Genomic DNA, 17,879 nt, shown 5'->3' with positions numbered 1-17,879 from the left:
CTGGTACATTGCTACTTTACAATGATAGCGTAGTAAAGTATAATAGACCCATATCCACCCAAGGTTATCCGGAAGAAAGGGAACTGCTGCCATGGAATTTGAACTTTCCCTCCTGCAGCCCAAGGAGCGGGCCTCCTTTGGACTGCGCGCCCTGTACGAAGCGGCGGGCTGCCGCAAGTACCATATGGGCCAGTTTGAAGAATACGCCCTGTACCAGGAGAACCAGACGTTTCTGGCCTCGCGGCAGGTCATCACCTTTACCGATTTGGACGGCCGCCTGCTGGCCCTGAAGCCGGACGTCACCCTCTCGATTGCCAAGAGCGCCCAGCCGGCGCCGGGGGAGACCAAACGGTTCTATTACAGTGAGAACGTCTATCGCCCCTCGGCGGAGAGCCATACCTTCAAGGAAATTGCCCAGATGGGTCTGGAATATATTGGTCAGGTGGGGCAGGCCGAGACCGGCGAGGCGGTGAGCCTGGCGGTCCGGTCCCTGGCCCTGTTGTCCGACGCCATGGGTTCGGCCTGGCAGCTGGAAGTGGGCCATATGGGCTATCTGTCGGGGCTGCTGGACGCCTTCAAGGTTCCCGAGAGCGCCCGGCAGGGGATTCTGGCCCGGCTGCGGGCCCGAAACAGCCACGAACTGGCTGCCGCCGCCCGGGCCGCCGGCCTGGAGGAAGAAGGGGCCAGGGCCCTGCAGGAATTGCTGACCCTCTGCGGCCCGGCCGCCCAGGTGCTGGAACGGGCCGCAGACGCCTGCCGGAACCCGGCCATGGAGGAGGCGGTGGCCCAGCTGCGGGCCCTGGAAAGCCAGCTGGCCGCCGAGGGCCAGAGCCTCCAGATTGACCTGAGCCTCTCGGGGGAGATGGAGTATTACAACGGCCTGATTGTGCAGGGCTACCTGCGGGGAGCGCCCCGCCCGGTGCTGAAGGGCGGCCGGTACGACCTGCTGGCCCGGAAGTTCACCCCCGGGGTGGGGGCCATCGGCTTTGCGGTGTATCTGGATGAGCTGGACCGCCTCGCTGCCCCGCCGCCCCCGGTGCAGGAAACCGGCGAGGGCCTGCTGAATGTGGCCCTGCCCAAGGGCCGCCTGGGCGACAAGGTCTATAACCTGCTGGCCGCCGGCGGCTGCATCACCCCCGAGGACTACAACGCCTCCCGCAAGCTGGTGGTGGAGGACCGGGCCGCCGGGGTGCGGTGCTTCCTGGTGAAACCCAGCGACGTGGCCATCTATGTGGAACACGGCGCCGCCGACATCGGCATTGTGGGCAAGGATATCCTGTCGGAAGCCGAGGCCGACGTCTATGAACTGCTGGACACCGGGCTGGGAAAGTGCCGGATGTGCGTGGCCGCCCCGGCGGGCTATCGGGACGACCCCGGCCGCCCCATCCGGGTGGCCACCAAGTTCCCCCGGATCGCCAAGGAGTATTACGCCTCCCTGGGCCGGGATATCGAGATCATTAAGCTCAACGGCTCCATCGAGCTGGCCCCCATTCTGGGGCTGTCCGACGTGATTGTGGACATCGTGGAGACCGGCACCACCCTGCGGGAGAACGGGCTGGCGGTGGTGACCGAGTTCATGCCTATTTCGGCCCGGGTGATTGCCAATAAATCCAGCTATCAGTTCAAGCGCCGGTCGGCCGACCGGATGCTGGAACAGCTGCGCGGGGCCCTGGCCCGCCGCCAGAAGGAGGAAACAAGATGATTCAGCTGTACCGTCTGGAAGACCTGACCCCCGATCAGATCCTCAACCGGGACCTGCGGGCAGAAAAAGACGTGGAGGCGGTGGTGGAGGCCATCATCGCCGATGTGCGGGCCCGGGGGGACGATGCCCTGCGGGATTACGCCAAAAAGTTCGACGGGGCCGACCTGGATGCCCTGGAAGTGACCCCTGCCGAGATGGAGGAGGCCCTGGCCGCCGCCGACCCGGATTTTCTGGAGACGCTGCGGATGGCGGCGGCCAACATCGAGGCCTTTCACCGCCGCCAGCTCCACGATAACTTTGTGATGACCGAGCAGGACGGGGTCATTCTGGGCCAGAAATACACCCCGGTGGAGCGGGCCGGCGTCTATGTGCCGGGCGGCACCGCCGCCTATCCCTCCACCGTCCTGATGGATGTGATTCCCGCCAAGGTGGCGGGGGTGCCCGAAATCGTCATGACCACCCCCACCGGGAAGGACGGCAAGGTGAACCCGGCCATTCTGGCCGCCGCCAGCGTGGCGGGGGTCACCCGGATTTTCAAGACCGGCGGCGCCCAGGCGGTGGCGGCCCTGGCCTACGGTACCCAGAGCGTCCCGGCGGTGGATAAGATTGTGGGCCCCGGCAACGTCTATGTGGCCACCGCCAAGCGGATGGTTTACGGCAAGGTGGGCATCGACATGATCGCCGGCCCCAGTGAAATCCTGGTGCTGGCCGACGGCGGCTGCAACCCCGCCTGGGTGGCGGCCGACCTGTTGAGCCAGGCCGAACACGACAAGCTGGCCAGCCCGGTGCTGGTCACCGACAGCGAGGCCCTGGCCAAAGCGGTTCAGGCCGAGCTGGAGGTCCAGATCCCCCAGCTGCCCCGGGCGGCCATTGCCCGGGCCAGCGTGGACGACAACGGCAAGATCATCGTCTGCCAGGACCTGGGCAAGGCCATTGAGGTCTGCAACATCATCGCCCCCGAGCACCTGGAAGTCTGCGTGGAGGACCCCTTTGCGGTGCTGGGCAAGATCAGGAACGCCGGCAGCATCTTCCTGGGCCGGAACGTCCCCGAGGCGCTGGGCGACTACTTCGCCGGGCCCAACCACACCCTGCCCACCAGCGGCACCGCACGGTTTTCCAGCCCGCTGGGGGTGGACGACTTCGTCAAGCGGTCCAGCTTCATCTATTACACCCGGGAGGCCCTGGGGGCCGTCAAGGACCGGATCGCCGCCTTTGCGGAAAAAGAGGGCCTCCACGCCCACGCCCGCAGCGTGACCATCCGCTATGACCAAGAAGGGGGCGCGTCCCAGTGAGCCGTTATCTCAGCCCGACCCTGACCAGCCTGAAGCCGTATACCCCCGGGGAACAGCCGCAGGACCGGTCCTACATCAAACTGAACACCAACGAGAGCCCTTATCCCCCCGCCACGGCGGTGGTGGAGGCCATTCAGGCCGAGACCGGCCGGCTGCAGCTGTATCCCGACCCGGCCTGCACCGCCCTGCGCCAGGCCGCCGCCCGGTATTACGGCATCGACCCCGACGAGGTGATGGCGGGGAACGGCAGCGATGAAAACCTGTTCTTTGCCTTGCGGGCCTTCTGCGACGAGAACCACCCGCTGGCCCACGCCGATGTGACCTATGGCTGCTACGCCGTCTGGTGCGGGCTGCTCCACATCCCGGAGGACGTGATCCCGCTGGAAGAGGACTTCCGGCTGGACCCGGCCAAATATTATGGCCGGGGGGAGACCATCGTCATCGCCAACCCCAACGCCCCCACCGGTCTGGCCCTGCCGCCGGAGGAGATTGCCAAAATCGCCGCCGCCAACCCCGACAACGTGGTGATTGTAGACGAGGCCTATGTGGACTTTGGGGCCGAGAGCTGCGTGCCCCTCATCCACAGCTATGACAACCTGCTGGTGGTCCAGACCTTTTCCAAGTCCCGCCAGATGGCGGGAGCCCGGCTGGGTTTTGCCATGGGCTGCAAAGAGCTGATCGCCGACCTGGAACGGGTCCGCTCCAGCCTCAACCCCTACAACATCAACCGGATGACCCTGGCCGCCGGCATCGCGGCCCTGGAGAGCACCGGCTATTTCAATGAGACCCGCCAGCAGATCTGCGAGACCCGGGCCTGGGCCGCGGAACAGCTGGCCCGGCGGGGCTTTGAACTCACCGACAGCCGCACCAACTTCCTTTTCGCTCGCACCGACCGGATGGGGGGCGGCGCCCTGTATCAGGCGCTGAGGGACAAAGGCGTTCTGGTCCGCCACTTCAGCGGGCCCCGCACGTCGGACTGGCTGCGGATTACGGTGGGCACCCTGGAACAAATGGAAATCCTGATGGCCCGGCTGGACGAGATTCTGGGCGGGCCGTGAGAGGGCCTGCCGGCCCGTCAACACAACGAGGGAGGACGACACCATGCGGGAAGTACGAGTGGAACGCAACACCGCCGAGACCCAGATCGAGCTGACCCTGGATCTGGACGGGGCGGGGATTTATCAGGTGGACACCGGCTGCGGGTTTCTGAACCATATGCTGGAACTGTTCGCCCGGCATGGCCGGTTTGACCTGGTCCTCACCTGCCACGGGGACGTGGAGGTGGACTATCACCACACCGCCGAGGACATCGGCATCGCCCTGGGCCAGGCCTTCCGCAAGGGTCTGGGGGATATGCGGGGGATTCAGCGGTACGGCAGCTTCTATCTGCCCATGGACGAGGCTCTGGTCCTCTGCGCGGTGGACCTGTCGGGCCGGTGCACCCTGAACTGGTCGGTGACCTGCCCCACCGAGAAGGTGGGGGATTTTGACGTGGAGTGCGTCAAGGAGTTCTGGCTGGGCTTTGCCCGCAGCGTCCCCGCCACCCTCCACTTCGTCCAGTTCGCGGGCGAGAACAGCCACCACATTCTGGAGGCCTGCTATAAGGGAGCCGCCCGGGCTCTGGCGGCTGCCGTCCGGGTGGACCAGGCCCACCGGGATGAAATCCCCTCAACGAAAGGACTGCTGGTATGATTGCCGTGATTGATTACGGGGTGGGGAACCTGTTCAGCCTCCGTTCCAGCCTGAAAAGTCTGGGGCTGGAGGCGGTGGTCACCGCCGACCCCGCCGTGATTCGGGCCGCCGACCGGGTGATTCTGCCCGGGGTGGGGGCCTTTGGGGACGCCATGGAAAAGCTGACCGCCGCCGGTCTGGTGCCGGTGGTGAAGGCCGAGGCAGCCCGCAAACCCCTGCTGGGCATCTGTCTGGGAATGCAGCTTTTGTTTGACAAGAGCTATGAATATGGGGAGCATCCGGGGCTGGGCCTGGTGCCGGGGACGGTCTGCCCCCTGGAACCCGACCTGGCCGACCCGGCCCTCAAAGTGCCCCAGATCGGCTGGAACGCCCTCCACATCCTGCGGGATGACCCCCTGTTCCGGTATGTGAAGGAAGGGGAGTACGTCTACTACGTCCACAGCTACTACGCCAAGGACTGCGCCGCCAGCACCCTGGCGGTCAGCGATTATTCCATCCCGGTCACCGGGGTGGTGCGGTCGGGGCTGGTGTACGGCACCCAGTTCCACCCCGAAAAGAGCGGGGACACCGGTCTGCGGCTGCTGAAAGCCTTTGCCGGGCTGTGAGCCGGCAACCACAAAGGAGGGGACACCATGAAGATTTTTCCGGCCATTGACCTGCGGGGCGGCCAGGTGGTCCGCCTGACCCAGGGGGACTACGACCGCATGACGGTTTACGGGGCCGACCCCTGCGCCCAGGCCGAGGCGTTCCGCCAGGCGGGGGCCAGCTGCCTCCACCTGGTGGATCTGGACGGCGCCAAGGACGGCGCCCCGGTGAATTTTGAGGCCATCCGGGCCATTGCGCAGCAGGGCGGCCTCTACATCGAGGTGGGAGGCGGCATCCGCACCCAGGAACGGATTGAACAGTATCTGGAACTGGGGGTGGGCCGCTGCATTCTGGGCAGCGTGGCCGTCACCGACTTTGATTTCACCGCCCGGATGCTCCAGACCTATGGGGACCGGCTGGCGGTCGGGGTGGATATGAAGGACGGCCGGGTGGCCATCCACGGCTGGAAGGAAGTCAGCGACGTGGACGGCCTGGACTTCTGCCGCCGGCTGTATGAGGCGGGCTGCACCGCCGTCATCTGCACCGACATCGCCCGGGACGGCGCCATGCAGGGGACCAACCTGGACCTGTACCGGCGTCTGCGCCAGACCCTGCCCTGCCTGGCGGTGACCGCCAGCGGCGGCATCAGCCGGATGGAAGAGCTGGAAGCTTTGGACCAGATGGGAACGGCGGCGGCCATCCTGGGCAAAAGCCTCTATGCCGGGGCGCTGGACCTGGCCGCCTGCGTCCGCCGGTGCGAAAAGAAAGGATAAACGCCTATGATTACCAAGCGGATCATTCCCTGCCTGGACGTGCGCAACGGACGGGTGGTGAAGGGGGTCAACTTTGAGGGGATACGGGATGTGGCCGACCCGGTGGAGATGGCCCGGATGTACAACGCCGCCGGAGCCGACGAGCTGGTGTTTTACGACATCACCGCCAGCTTTGAGGGCCGGGCCCTCTTTACCGACATTCTGACCCGGGTGGCCAGCGAGATTTTCATTCCCCTGACGGTGGGGGGCGGCATCAACACCCTGGAGGACTTTGACCGGGTGCTGAAATGCGGCGCCGACAAGGTGTCGGTGAACTCGGGGGCCCTGAGGGACCCCGGCCTCATCCCGGCGGCGGCGCAGCGGTACGGCAGCCAGTGTGTGGTGCTGTCTGCCGACGTCAAGCGGGTGGATGGACAGTTCCGGGTCTTTGCCAAGGGCGGCCGGGAGGATACCGGCCGGGACGCTCTGGAGTGGATCGCCCAGTGCGCCGCCAACGGCGCGGGGGAGATCTGCCTCAACAGCATCGACACCGACGGGGTGCGGGGCGGCTTTGACCTGGAAATGCTGGACGCTGTCAGCGCCCGGGTGAACGTGCCCATCATCGCCTCGGGGGGCGCGGGAAAAAAGGAAGATTTTTTGGAACTGTTCCGCCACAAGGGGATCGACGCCGGCCTGGCGGCCGGAATTTTCCACCAGAAACTGCTCACCATCCGGGAGCTGAAAGAATATCTTGCAAAAAATGGTGTGGAAATGCGCCTCTGACCCCTTGCATATCGGGCCGGAATACGATAAACTGTTAATGTCCCATTTACGGGCAGGAGAGAGTATGGAACTGAAATTTGACAGCCAGGGCCTGATCCCGGCCATCGTGCAGGATCACTACACCAAAGAGGTGCTGACCCTGGCGTACATGAATGCAGAAACCCTCGCGCTGACCATTGCGGAGGGGCGGACGGTGTTCTGGAGCCGCAGCCGCCAGGAGATCTGGCGGAAGGGGGAAACCAGCGGCAATGTGCAGCGGGTGGTGTCCATCACCGCCGACTGCGACGCCGACGCTCTGGTGGTGGAAGTGGTCAAGAGCGGCCCGGCCTGCCATACCGGCGCCGAGAGCTGCTTTTTCAACCCGGTCTATGTCAGCGATGAGCTCAAGCAGTTCAGCTGGCAGGGGCTGTATCAGTTGATCAAGGGCCGCAAGACCCACCCCCAGGAGGGCAGTTATACCACCTACCTGTTTGAAAAGGGCAAAGAAAAAATCCTCAAAAAGGTGGGCGAAGAGTGCACCGAGGTCATCATCGCCGGAGAAAAGGAAGACAAGGCTGAGACGGTCTATGAGATCAGCGACCTTGCCTATCATGTTCTGGTGCTGATGGTACAGGCCGGCATCACGGTGGAGGACATCACCCGTGAGCTGGAAAAACGACACGTCATTGACCATAAGGTCAAACAGGAAAGGATGCAGTGAGCAAGGCTATGGCAAACTTCATGAAATCCAGCGTCCACTGCCACTCGACGCTGTGCGACGGAAAAAATACCCTGCAGGAGATGGCCTCCGCCGCCTGCGCGCAGGGCCTGACAACGCTGGGCTTCACGGGGCACAGCCATACCCCCTGCGACCGGGAATATTGCATGAGCCCCCGCCGCACGGCCCAGTACAAGGCCACCATCGCAAAGCTGAAGGCAGAGTACAAGGGCAAGGTGGATATCCTCTGCGGTCTGGAGTGGGACCAGTTCTCGGACGACAAGCGCATCGGGTACGACTACTGGATCGGCAGCGTGCATTATCTCCACGGGGCCAACGCCGACCGCTACTATGAGATCGATTTCCGCAAGCAGGATCTGCAGGCCTGCATTGATGCGGACTTCGGCGGGGACGGCCTGGCCGCCGCCGAGGCCTATTTCCGCTCGGTGGCCGAAGTGGCCGCCCAGAAGCCCGACATTCTGGGCCACATCGACCTGATCAAGAAGCTGAACCGGGACGGCGAATTCTTCGACGAGAACTGCGACCGCTACCGCGCCGCCGCTCTGGGCGCCCTGGAGGCAGCCCGTTCGGCCGGCTGTGTGCTGGAAGTGAACACCGGCGGCGTCTTCCGCGGCTACCGGGATGATTTCTACCCCAGCGAGTGGATGCTCAAGGAGTGGAACCGGATGGGCGGCAAGGTCATCATCACCGCCGACGCCCACTCGGTGGACGGCCTGACCTACGGCTATGAGGAGGCCGCCCGCCAGATCAAGGCGGCAGGTTTCACCAGCGTGCAGGTTCTGACCGGCGCCGGCTTTGAGACCGAGGAAATCTGATCCAATTCAACAGACAACAAAACGCGGCTTCCGCCTGTGCGGGAGCCGTGTCTTGATGTCTGCACAAACAAACAGGAGGCGCAATGGATACAACACAAACCCTGGGGCGATCTAAAGGCCGGAGGGTGGACCTGATTCACGGGCCCATCTTCCGCAATCTGCTGGTGTTCGCCATTCCCATTTTTATTTCCAACCTGTTCCAGCAGCTGTACAACGCCGCCGACACCATGATCGTGGGCAACATCCTGGGAGATACTTCCCTGGCGGCGGTGGGCGCCTGCGGGTCGATTTATGAGCTTCTGGTGGGCTTTGGCCTGGGCATCGGCAACGGCCTGGCCATCGTCACCGCCCGGGCCTACGGCGCAGAGGACTACAACAAGGTGAAAAAGACGGTGGCCGGCTCGCTGGTCATTGGTCTGGTGTCCTCGGCCCTCATCACCCTGGTGGGCATGCTGTTCCTGCACCCCCTGCTGGTGGCGCTGGACACCCCGGCCGAGATCATCGAGGAGGCCTACAGCTACATCCGCCCCATCGCCCAGTACGTGGTGGTCATGTTCATGTACAACCTGTGCGCCGCCCTGCTGCGGGCGGTGGGCAACAGCGTGATGCCTCTGGTGTTCCTGATTTTCTCCTCCTGCCTCAACGTGGCTCTGGACTACTGGTTTGTGGCCGGGCTGGGAATGGGGGTCCGGGGCGCGGCCCTGGCCACCGTTCTGGCACAGGCCGTGTCGGTGGTGCTCTGCTTCGTCTACATCTACAAGTGGGCCAAACACCTGGTCCCCGGCCGGGAACACTTCTCCATTGAGAAGGGCCTCTACCGGGAACTGGTGACCCAGGGCCTGTCCATGGGCCTGATGAGCAGTATTGTGTCTGCGGGCTCGGTGATCCTGCAATACGGCATCAATGGCCTGGGAACCCTGGTGATTGCTGGCCATACCGCCGCCCGCAAGCTGTTTACCATCACCGATATGCCGGTCATCGCCATGGCCAACGCCGGTTCCACCTTCGTCTCCCAGAACCGGGGCGCCGACAAGGCCGACCGCATCCGCAAGGGAATGCGGCAGATCTGGCTGTTTGGCCTGGGCACCGCCGTGGTCATGACCGTCCTGATGTGGCTGTGGGCCGGGAACCTGGTGGGTCTGATTTCTGGCTCCAGCGAGTCGGTGGTCCTGGAAAACGGCGCCCGCTACCTGCGGTGGACCGCGCCCTTCTATTCGGTGCTGGGTGTCCTGCTGGCCACCCGCTATGCCCTGCAGAGCCTGGGCCAGAAGATCCTGCCCCTGATTTCCAGCGGCATCGAGCTGGTGGGCAAGATTCTGTTCATGCTCTACTTCATCCCCCGGTTCGGCTACAATGCCGTGATCCTCTGCGAGCCGGTGATCTGGTGCTTTATGTGCGCGCAGCTGGTTTGGAGCTATTGGCATGACCCCTACATCCGAGGCAGCAGGGCAGACCGCGGCTGATCGCCAGTCACAAAAAGCAGTGCGCACCGGACGGACAAAATGGTCTGAAATCGTTGACAATCTGTGAAAAATGTGATATGATGTCCGCATAACTGGAGCGAACCGAGGCAAGATGCACAGTCTGCGCAGAATGGTTCCGCTCCGGGCCCGTCCGCCTGCGGCGTTCCGCACCGGCGGCCCCTGAAATGCTTATTACGGACCCTTGCTATATACCCCCGGCGGCTTGTCCGCCGGGGGCTTTGTTTTTTAAAATCGGTTGTATTTTTGTTGGTGGTGAAGTAAAGTTGTTGACAATATAACTTGAATATGGTACGTTTAAACCAATGGAGGGAATCTTTTCCAATGGTTCGGGAAGGTGATTTTCCCTCCTGTCAACAGAAAGGAACGCTGCTATGAGACACAGACGATGGCTTTCGCTGCTTTTGACGGCGGTTCTGGCGGTTTGCCTGCTGAGCGGGTGCGGACTGGGAGCCCAAAGCGGGCTCATCCATCTGAACAAGGATGTGATTCAGGAGATTCTGCAGAAGGATGGGCTGAACATCACCGTGACCGAACAGGACGCCCTGAATCAGGCGGTGGAACAGGCGGCCCAGAACCTGGAAGGCGCCCAGCGCCCTGACCCGGAGCCCGCTGCCGTCCGCAGCCAGATTGCGCGGGAAATCGGAACGCCTCCCCTGATCTGCAGCGTGTATGACAGCTCTTATTGGCCCAACAGCCCCTGGGGAAACCCCAACCGCCACGAACAGACGGCGGCGTCTTTTGCCCAGCAGCTGTATAAAGAGGGCCACGGCGATGCCTATGCGGCGGCTGTAGCCTCGTTTACCACCCGGGACGGGGAAGAAATGCTGTTGTTTGTGATGACCAAGGGTTCGTGACAGGCTGCCCTGCCTGTTTGAAAGACTGTTTTACAAGATTCCGACAGAATGAAACGAGGTGTAACAAGTATGAAGATGAAAAAGTTTGTAGCGCTGGCTCTGGCCGCAGTGATGGCCGTCAGTGTGCTGGCCGGCTGCGGAGGCGGCGGCAGCGGTGGATCGCTGAGCACTAGCGAGGTCAACAGTCTGCTGCATAAGGCGGGCAGCGATATTACTGTGACTGCCCCCAGTGATTTCAAAAGTGCAGTGAAGAGTACTGCGGAAGAACTGGTCAAAGCTGGTACAGTAAAAAATTCTGCACTGGCTACTACAAAAATTAACACCAAAATGGGTGAACCGTCTTTTGGCTTGATGCTTACAAGCGGCAGGTTCAGCATGGCTTACATTTTGTCAGAGCGTGAGATTGAGGCTGGCGGACAGGCTAGTTCGATGGCAGCCATGCTTGGATTAAGTGGTACAAATTTTGGTAATCTTGGTTGGGTTGATACTCCGGAGGGCGTAGCCGCTGCCATCGTTTTGGGCATTGATGGAGGCATCGAGACCTATATTAACCGGTTTTTGAATGTGCTCCCGGGAGGAGCAAGAGTTGATGCTGACTATGCTGTGAGTGCATCCAAGATGTATGATAGCAACGATGTGGCATATTGGCTGATTGGCGTAGAAGTCTCTGCTTCTTGGACTGTCGCGTAAATAGGCTAAAGACTTTGACTTATGTCGCCCCCGGCCCAGCCGGGGGTTTTTCGCCTGAAAATCCGCAAATGAAACCGGGAGCGCGGGATGCTCCGGAAATGAGGTGCAAGGATGATGAAAGCAAAGAAATGGATGGCCCTGGCGCTGTCGGCTGCGATGGCAGTTGGTATGCTGACTGGATGCGGCGGCACAGGCAGCGCAGGACGCAGCTCGCTGAATACATCCAGCGTGAATAGCCTGATAAAAGAAGCAGACAGTAAAGTCCGTGTTTCCAGTGATGCAGAATTGAATGCTGCTATGGATGAAACCATTGCACTGATGGAACAGGGCGGTATGGGAAAAAATGGCGAGAGCCTCCACTCCTATCTGATTGGTGTCAGAAACTATAAGAGCGGCTCCAATCGAAAAGGGGCTTCCTTTGTGCTGACAGAGAGCGAGCTGGAAGCAGGAATCAGTGCAGACTGGATTGCTTCGGTTGTCAACACACAGACAAATTATTCGGTCAGTACAACACAGGCAGGAGCGATTGCGCCCATCGATACCGCTGAAAAAGTTGCAGCGGTTGCGGTTTTGAGTGTGAGCGAACAGCTTGACCCGATTGTCGAACAAATCGGCGGCAAGTGCACCTACAACGTAAGCGGAAAGACCTTGAAAACAAAGGATGAAACGGTGTATTGGCTGATTTCCATTGAAATCGTGGTGGATAAACTCTGAGCTGAATCTGTGATCCAAAGCCCCGGCAAAATATGCCGGGGCTTTTTGATGGACACAAAAAGACCGCGGCTGCTGAGAGGGGAAAGCAGTCCGCGGTCCAGGTAAGGGCAATGTTACAGGGACGAATAGCCGAAGCTGTTCACCAGCGCGTCAATGGGCTGGCCCGCCTTGCACATGGGGCAGTCGCGGGACTCATAGCTGGTGTAGTCGGGCAGGTTGTTGGGGTCAAAGATGGAGTTGACCTGCATGCCCATGAACTCATGGGTGGTGGCAAAGATGGCCGACAGGCCCGCCACCTGGCCGCCGTAATATTCCACCGCTTCCATGGCGGCCTTGGCGGTGTAGCCGGTGGTGAGGGAGGCGGCCAGAATCAGCACGTGTTTGCCGCGCACCATGGGGATGATGTTGTCCCGCAGGATGATCTGGCTGCCGGTGGTATACTCGGGGGTGATGATGTAGACGGTCTGATGGGCGTTCATGTTGCGGAAACCGTCTTTGGTCAGCTCGTTGGCCAGACAGGTGCCGATGACCTGGGTGCCGTCCAGACACAGAACCGTGTCCACGATGGTGGTGGTCTTGTACATATGGACCAGCTCCCGGGCGGCCTCGGCGGCCTCGGACAGGCGGGTCTTTTGCATGGTCACATCGATGTAGTAGTTGATGTGGCTGTGGCTGGTGGCGAAGTGCCCTTTGGCGACGCGCAGGAACATCCGCTTGTTCTTGGTGGGCAGCTTGACCAGATTCATCATGTTTGAAACCCCTCCTGTCTGTTTTTTGCGCAGGGCCGGCCCCTGGGGCACCCTGCAGACCTGTCTTACATATCCCTATTTTAGCGGGAAAAACTTTTGCACACAATACACAAAATTCACAAATTTTAGGAAAAAATTCAGGTTAATATACTGTCGGCGGCGGGCCCTTGACAGGGCATGGCAAACGTGCTATAGTCTAATGTACAAACCGATGAAGCGGAAGATGCGGCGACAGCATTCCCATCAGAGAGCCTGCGGCAGCTGAAAAGCAGGCGGGCCGATGCGCGCCGCTATGGGCCGCCGAGGGCGCGGGGGAAGGGCGCAGGACCTGGGTATCCCGCGACGGCAGGGCGCACGTCAGCGCCGGGGATGTGTTAGCATCCCGTCAGAGGGTGCGGCCAGTGGGCCGCAAAGCAAGGTGGCACCGCGGATCCAGTGTTGATTCGTCCTTGACAAGACCGGCAGGCCGGGCTTTGTCAGGGACTTTTTTGTTGGCCGGAATACCCCGGCCCCGGGTCCCCGGGACGGTCCGCCGGGCAGATTTCCCTTACAGTTGATTTGCAGGAGGCTTTCTTATGAGCGAGCAGAGCGAGCGCAAACGCGTTATTTTGTCGGGCATCCAGCCCACCGGCACCTTTACCCTGGGCAATTATATCGGGGCAGTCCGCAACTGGGCCAAGCTTCAGGATCAGTTCAACTGCCTGTATATGGTGGCTGACCTCCACGCCCTGACCGTCCGCCAGGACCCCGCGGCCCTCCGCCGCAACACCCGCGAGGCGGCCGCCATGCTGCTGGCCGCCGGCATCGACCCGGCCCAGAGCATCCTTTTTGTCCAGAGCCATGTTCCGGCCCACACCCAGCTGAACTGGATTCTCTGCTGCAATGCCCAGTTCGGCGAGCTGAGCCGCATGACCCAGTTCAAGGACAAGAGCGCCAAGCACCCCGACAACGTCAACGGCGGCCTGTTCACCTATCCGGCCCTGATGGCCGCCGATATCCTGATTTACAACGCCGACCTGGTGCCGGTGGGACAGGACCAGACCCAGCACCTGGAGCTGGCCCGCAACGTGGCTCAGCGGTTCAACAACGCCTACAGCCCCACCTTCACCCTGCCCGAGGGCTATGTGACCAAGGAGGGCGCCAAGATCATGTCCCTGGCCGATCCCACCCACAAGATGAGCAAGAGCGACACCAACGTCAACGCCTTCATCCTGCTGACCGACGACCGGGATACCATCACCCGCAAGTTCAAGCGTGCAGTGACCGACTCGGACGGCGTGGTGCGGTACGACCCCGCCAACAAGCCCGGCGTCTCCAACCTGATCGCCATTTACCACATCTTCACCGGCAAGAGCATCGAGGAAGTGGAGCGGGAGTTTGACGGCCAGGGCTACGGCGTCTTTAAGGAGGCCGTGGGCGCGGCAGTGGCCGACGGCCTGGCCCCCATCCAGGGCGAATACGCCCGCATCCTGGCCGACAAGACCTATGTGGACGGCGTCCTGAAGGAGGGCGCAGCGGCAGCTTCCCGCATCGCCGACCGCATGATCCAGAAGGTCTACCGCAAGGTTGGCCTGCTCCAGTTGTGAGCCAATCCGACAGAAAGAAACCCGTTTCGGCCCGCGTTTGCGCCCTGTTTTGGCGCGGCGCGGGCCGTTTTGCGCTTTTGCGGCAGGGGATGCGGTTTTGTGCGGTGAAAAACGCTTTGGTTCGCTCTTTTTCACCATAAGGGGCGGCAAAGCGCCCCGCCCGAAAGTATTTCTTGTCGAACAAAGACGGAATTCTTGACGAATGCTGTTCCTTCCTGTATACTGGAAAAAACAGGAAAGAACCGGTGTTTGCGCCGCGTCGGCGCCCGGTCCCTTTCTGAAGGGATAGGTCGCGAATGATCGCGCAAAAAGGAGAACGACATGAAGAAAAAAAAGAGCACCGGGATCGTCCGCGGGATCGATAATCTGGGCCGTGTGGTCTTGCCCAAGGAGCTGCGCACCGCCATGGGTCTGACCGGCGACAGCAAAGTGGAGATCTTTGCGGAAAACGGTGCTATTGTCATGCGCAAATACATCCCGCCCAAGGCCTGCGCCTTCTGCGGTGCGGTGGACGATCACGCAGTGGTGTTTGAAGGCTGCTGCATCTGCCCGGCCTGCTGCGCAAAGATTGCCTCCCTGCAGCCCGGGCAAATGGTCGGGGAAGGGAGTGTGGAGCCGTGAGCGGCGTGCAGTATTATAAGATTCCCTCGGTCCGCGCCGGCGCCCGCCTCAACGTCATGGTCTGCCTGCCTGAGGGCAGGCCCCGGGCGGTGCTGCAGATGACCCACGGCATGGTGGAGTACATCGGCCGGTATGAGGAGCTGGCCCGCTGGCTGGCCCAGCGGGGGATTGCATCGGTGGGCCACGACCACCTGGGCCACGGTGGCTCGGCGGCGTCGCCGGAGGAATACGGCTATTTCGGAGAGCCGGACGGCAACCGTCTGCTGCTGGACGATATCTATGGAGTCACCCGGTGGGCCAAAGCTCTGCCCCAGCTGGAGGGACTGCCATGGTTTTTGATGGGCCACAGCATGGGTTCCTTTTACGCCCGTCAGTACCTCTGCGAACACGGGGAGGAACTGACCGGCGCCATCCTGATGGGCACCGGCTGGCAGCCCCGGATGGTGGTCCTGGCGGGCCGGGCCCTGTGCCGCCTGATGGCGGCTTTCAAGGGCTGGCATTACCGCAGCAAACTGGTGGACGGCATGGCCTTTGGCAGCTACAACCGCAGCTTTGAGCCGGCCCGTACCTCCAAGGACTGGCTCAACCGGGACCAGGCCGAGGTGGACCGCTACCTGGCCGAGGAGCGGTGCAGCTTCCGCTTCACCCTCAACGGCTATCACAGCCTGTTCACCGGCCTGGCCCGCCTGTGCGACAAAAAGCTGCTGGCCCAGGTGCCCAAAGACCTGCCCCTGCTGTTTGTGGCGGGAGACGATGACCCGGTGGGAGACAAGGGCCGCGGCGTCCGCAAGGCGGCCCAGAGCCTCCGGGATGCGGGGGTCCGGTCGGTGGAGGTCAAACTCTATCCCGGGGCCCGGCATGAGCTGCTGGTGGAGCTGAACCGCCAGGAAGTCTTTGAGGACATCGGAGCCTTTATCGAGAACAATCTGCCGGCTTGACGCAAAAAAGCGCCCCCGCGTTTTGGCTGACGCGGGGGCGCTGGTGTTTTTTAGGATTACTTGTTCTCGTCCGGAGGGGTGAGGCCGCGGATGCGGGTCTCGCTGGTCTTGACCAGGTTCAGCAGGCTGGAAGCATAGAGGGGGAACTCCCGGGTCAGGCTCTCGGTGGTCATGGCCAGGGGCTCGGTGTCGTCCAGGCCCTCGCCATTCTTGATGCTGCCGCCCGACAGCAGGACGTTGACGTTGGCCTCGGCCATCCGCATCACGGCGTCCGAATAGCCGTTCCACTGGCCCTGGCTGATACTGAACATGCTGGCCGAGTTGTGGGGGCCGCTGGTGTACAGCAGACGGAACATCTTGTACACCGACATCATCAGGTAGGTGCTGATCTCGGTGACCAGGGCCTTGTTGTGGCACTGGCCCACCTTGGCGTAGAGGACGTTCAGGCTGTTGGAAATCAGCTTTTTGTTCATGGTGGGCAGAACGCTGCCGTGGTAGACGCTGTCCTTCATCTTGTCGGGATTGGGGATGTCGTCGGCCGTCAGGACGGCGCCGGTGCGGTCTGCGCTGCGGCCCAGCAGATAGTCGCAGGACACCCCATAGTAGTCCGCAACCCGGACCACAAAGTCCAAGCCGCATTCCCGGATGCCTTTTTCATAGTGGGACAAAAGGGCCTGGGAAATATGCAGATCCTCCGCGGCCTGTTTCTGGGTGATGCCCCGCTCGGTGCGCAGCAGCTTGATGATACGGTTGAATTCCATGAATGATCCTCCCGGGCTTTGATGGTTTCCGCATAGCCGACGAAAAAAGCCCTTTTTACCTTTCTTTCAACAACATGTTGATTATACACAAGGGAAAACGACTTGTAAAGGAAAAAATCGCCGATGTTTTGCGTGATTTTTCGTCGTTTTTGTCAAAAGACTTGCCCTGCCACCAGATATATGATACACTTAACCATATTCCCCGCCTATCTTGTGTCTGCGGCGCGCCGCGGACGCAAAATTTTTTTGGAGCGCGGGGCTCTGGTACGAAAGAGGTGCGTTGTTTGCATGAAGACCTTTAAGCTGCATCTGATCCGCCACGGCCTGACCGCCGGCAATCTGGAGGGTCGGTACATCGGCGGCGGGACCGACCTGCCCCTGTGCGACGAGGGCCGGGCCCAGCTGGCCGAGCTGCAGGCGCGGTTTACTTACCCGGAGGTGGATACCGTCTTTTCCTCCCCGATGCTGCGGGCGGTCGAGACGGCGAACATCCTTTTCCCGGGGGCGGCCCATCAGTTTACCGTCCACGACCTGCGGGAGGCTCATTTCGGCGTGTTTGAGAACCGCCCGGTGAAAGAGCTGGTGAAGGACCCGGATTTCTCCCGCTGGATCACCCCCGGCTCCGGCTTCACCCCCGAGGGGGCCGAGCCCACGGCGGATTTCCACCGGCGGTGCGGCGAGTCCCTCCTGAAACTGTTTGAGTATATGATCCGGATGGACGTCACCGAGGCCGCCTGCGTCACCCATGGCGGCGTCATCGTCAGCATGCTGTCCCAGCACGCCCTGCCCAGCCGCCGCCCCGAACAGTGGATGGCCGACCCCGGCTGCGGCTATACCGTCCAGACCGACGTCCAGCTGTGGATGCGGGACCGGATGGTGGAGGCCATCGATATCGTGCCCTACGGCTACGCCGACACCCTGCGGGGCCAGGCCGAGACCGAGGAAAACGAATCCTACCGGTAAAACCGGGCCAAAGGGAGCGCCCTGCGCTCCTGCACCGTCAAAAGAAAGCGCCGCTCCCTGCCTGAACCGCCCCATATTGTGCGGACAGTACAAAAAAGAGGCCTGCAAGGGGTAGAACAAGCGAATCAAAGACTGGCCTGGCGAAGCGAGAGCGGAGCCAGGCCAGTCTTTGTCTGGAGC

At 61.8% G+C, this 17,879-nt stretch carries 19 protein-coding genes; 17 read left to right on the top strand and 2 right to left on the bottom strand.

What is annotated here, in order from left to right; genetic code table 11:
• Window positions 1–91 precede the first annotated feature (91 nt).
• From hisG to B5G28_RS10235, 13 genes are all read left to right on the top strand, one after another.
• On the top strand, window positions 92–1,702 hold the full coding sequence (gene hisG / locus B5G28_RS10295) for an ATP phosphoribosyltransferase (protein WP_087248475.1): 1,611 nt from the start codon (window positions 92–94) through the stop codon (window positions 1,700–1,702).
• On the top strand, window positions 1,699–2,994 hold the full coding sequence (hisD, locus tag B5G28_RS10290; protein ID WP_087248473.1) for a histidinol dehydrogenase: 1,296 nt from the start codon (window positions 1,699–1,701) through the stop codon (window positions 2,992–2,994). The genes hisG and hisD overlap by 4 nt, the downstream gene beginning before the upstream one ends.
• Window positions 2,991–4,052, top strand: a complete 1,062-nt coding sequence (gene hisC, locus B5G28_RS10285) for a histidinol-phosphate transaminase (RefSeq protein ID WP_087248471.1) — start codon at window positions 2,991–2,993, stop codon at window positions 4,050–4,052. The genes hisD and hisC overlap by 4 nt, the downstream gene beginning before the upstream one ends.
• Before the next feature lie 43 nt (window positions 4,053–4,095).
• Window positions 4,096–4,686: an imidazoleglycerol-phosphate dehydratase HisB gene (gene hisB, locus B5G28_RS10280; RefSeq protein WP_087248469.1), complete on the top strand. Its 591-nt coding sequence runs from the start codon at window positions 4,096–4,098 to the stop codon at window positions 4,684–4,686.
• Window positions 4,683–5,291: an imidazole glycerol phosphate synthase subunit HisH gene (gene hisH, locus B5G28_RS10275; protein WP_087248467.1), complete on the top strand. Its 609-nt coding sequence runs from the start codon at window positions 4,683–4,685 to the stop codon at window positions 5,289–5,291. Before hisB ends, hisH begins: the two co-directional genes overlap by 4 nt.
• A gap of 27 nt (window positions 5,292–5,318) precedes the next feature.
• Entirely contained in the window at window positions 5,319–6,044 is a 726-nt protein-coding gene (hisA, locus tag B5G28_RS10270) for a 1-(5-phosphoribosyl)-5-[(5-phosphoribosylamino)methylideneamino]imidazole-4-carboxamide isomerase (protein ID WP_087248465.1), read from the top strand.
• Window positions 6,045–6,050: 6 nt separating this feature from the next.
• A complete protein-coding gene (hisF, locus tag B5G28_RS10265) occupies window positions 6,051–6,806 on the top strand; it encodes an imidazole glycerol phosphate synthase subunit HisF (protein WP_087248463.1) in 756 nt (251 codons plus the stop codon).
• A 64-nt stretch (window positions 6,807–6,870) separates the two neighbouring features.
• Window positions 6,871–7,506 carry a bifunctional phosphoribosyl-AMP cyclohydrolase/phosphoribosyl-ATP diphosphatase HisIE gene (gene hisIE, locus B5G28_RS10260; protein ID WP_087248461.1) on the top strand — a complete coding sequence of 212 codons (636 nt, stop codon included), beginning with the start codon at window positions 6,871–6,873 and terminating at the stop codon, window positions 7,504–7,506.
• 8 nt (window positions 7,507–7,514) lie between these two features.
• Window positions 7,515–8,339, top strand: a complete 825-nt coding sequence (locus tag B5G28_RS10255; RefSeq protein ID WP_087248500.1) for a histidinol-phosphatase — start codon at window positions 7,515–7,517, stop codon at window positions 8,337–8,339.
• A gap of 83 nt (window positions 8,340–8,422) precedes the next feature.
• Window positions 8,423–9,802: an MATE family efflux transporter gene (locus B5G28_RS10250; protein ID WP_087248459.1), complete on the top strand. Its 1,380-nt coding sequence runs from the start codon at window positions 8,423–8,425 to the stop codon at window positions 9,800–9,802.
• 392 nt (window positions 9,803–10,194) lie between these two features.
• Window positions 10,195–10,677, top strand: coding sequence for a hypothetical protein (locus tag B5G28_RS10245; protein ID WP_144265518.1), 483 nt, complete (start codon window positions 10,195–10,197; stop codon window positions 10,675–10,677).
• Between the two features lie 69 nt (window positions 10,678–10,746).
• Window positions 10,747–11,367, top strand: a complete 621-nt coding sequence (locus B5G28_RS10240) for a hypothetical protein (protein ID WP_087248455.1) — start codon at window positions 10,747–10,749, stop codon at window positions 11,365–11,367.
• A gap of 111 nt (window positions 11,368–11,478) precedes the next feature.
• The gene (locus B5G28_RS10235; protein WP_087248453.1) at window positions 11,479–12,081 is read left to right on the top strand and encodes a hypothetical protein; all 603 of its coding nucleotides are present in this window, start codon (window positions 11,479–11,481) and stop codon (window positions 12,079–12,081) included.
• Window positions 12,082–12,194: 113 nt separating this feature from the next.
• On the opposite strand, the gene B5G28_RS10230 is transcribed toward B5G28_RS10235, so the two are convergent.
• Complete coding sequence (locus B5G28_RS10230) at window positions 12,195–12,830, bottom strand: phosphoribosyltransferase (protein WP_087248451.1); 636 nt, start codon at window positions 12,828–12,830, stop codon at window positions 12,195–12,197.
• Window positions 12,831–13,405: 575 nt separating this feature from the next.
• On the opposite strand from B5G28_RS10230, the gene trpS reads away from it, so the two are divergent.
• The 3 genes from trpS to B5G28_RS10215 all read left to right on the top strand — a co-directional run bounded on the left by trpS (window position 13,406) and on the right by B5G28_RS10215 (window position 15,975).
• A complete protein-coding gene (trpS, locus tag B5G28_RS10225) occupies window positions 13,406–14,416 on the top strand; it encodes a tryptophan--tRNA ligase (RefSeq protein ID WP_087248449.1) in 1,011 nt (336 codons plus the stop codon).
• A 321-nt stretch (window positions 14,417–14,737) separates the two neighbouring features.
• Window positions 14,738–15,037 carry an AbrB/MazE/SpoVT family DNA-binding domain-containing protein gene (locus B5G28_RS10220; protein WP_087248447.1) on the top strand — a complete coding sequence of 100 codons (300 nt, stop codon included), beginning with the start codon at window positions 14,738–14,740 and terminating at the stop codon, window positions 15,035–15,037.
• Complete coding sequence (locus tag B5G28_RS10215; RefSeq protein ID WP_242967576.1) at window positions 15,034–15,975, top strand: alpha/beta fold hydrolase; 942 nt, start codon at window positions 15,034–15,036, stop codon at window positions 15,973–15,975. The genes B5G28_RS10220 and B5G28_RS10215 overlap by 4 nt, the downstream gene beginning before the upstream one ends.
• A gap of 56 nt (window positions 15,976–16,031) precedes the next feature.
• On the opposite strand, the gene B5G28_RS10210 is transcribed toward B5G28_RS10215, so the two are convergent.
• Window positions 16,032–16,736 carry a helix-turn-helix transcriptional regulator gene (locus tag B5G28_RS10210; protein WP_087248445.1) on the bottom strand — a complete coding sequence of 235 codons (705 nt, stop codon included), beginning with the start codon at window positions 16,734–16,736 and terminating at the stop codon, window positions 16,032–16,034.
• A gap of 288 nt (window positions 16,737–17,024) precedes the next feature.
• On the opposite strand from B5G28_RS10210, the gene B5G28_RS10205 reads away from it, so the two are divergent.
• A complete protein-coding gene (locus B5G28_RS10205; RefSeq protein WP_087248444.1) occupies window positions 17,025–17,699 on the top strand; it encodes a histidine phosphatase family protein in 675 nt (224 codons plus the stop codon).
• Window positions 17,700–17,879: the final 180 nt, after the last annotated feature.

Origin of the sequence: Faecalibacterium sp. An77, from assembly GCF_002161315.1 — a bacterium.
Classification (GTDB): Bacteria; Bacillota; Clostridia; order Oscillospirales; family Ruminococcaceae; genus Faecalibacterium.
Note: the sequence above shows the minus strand (reverse complement) of the source record. Positions and strands in the feature narration are given on the sequence as shown.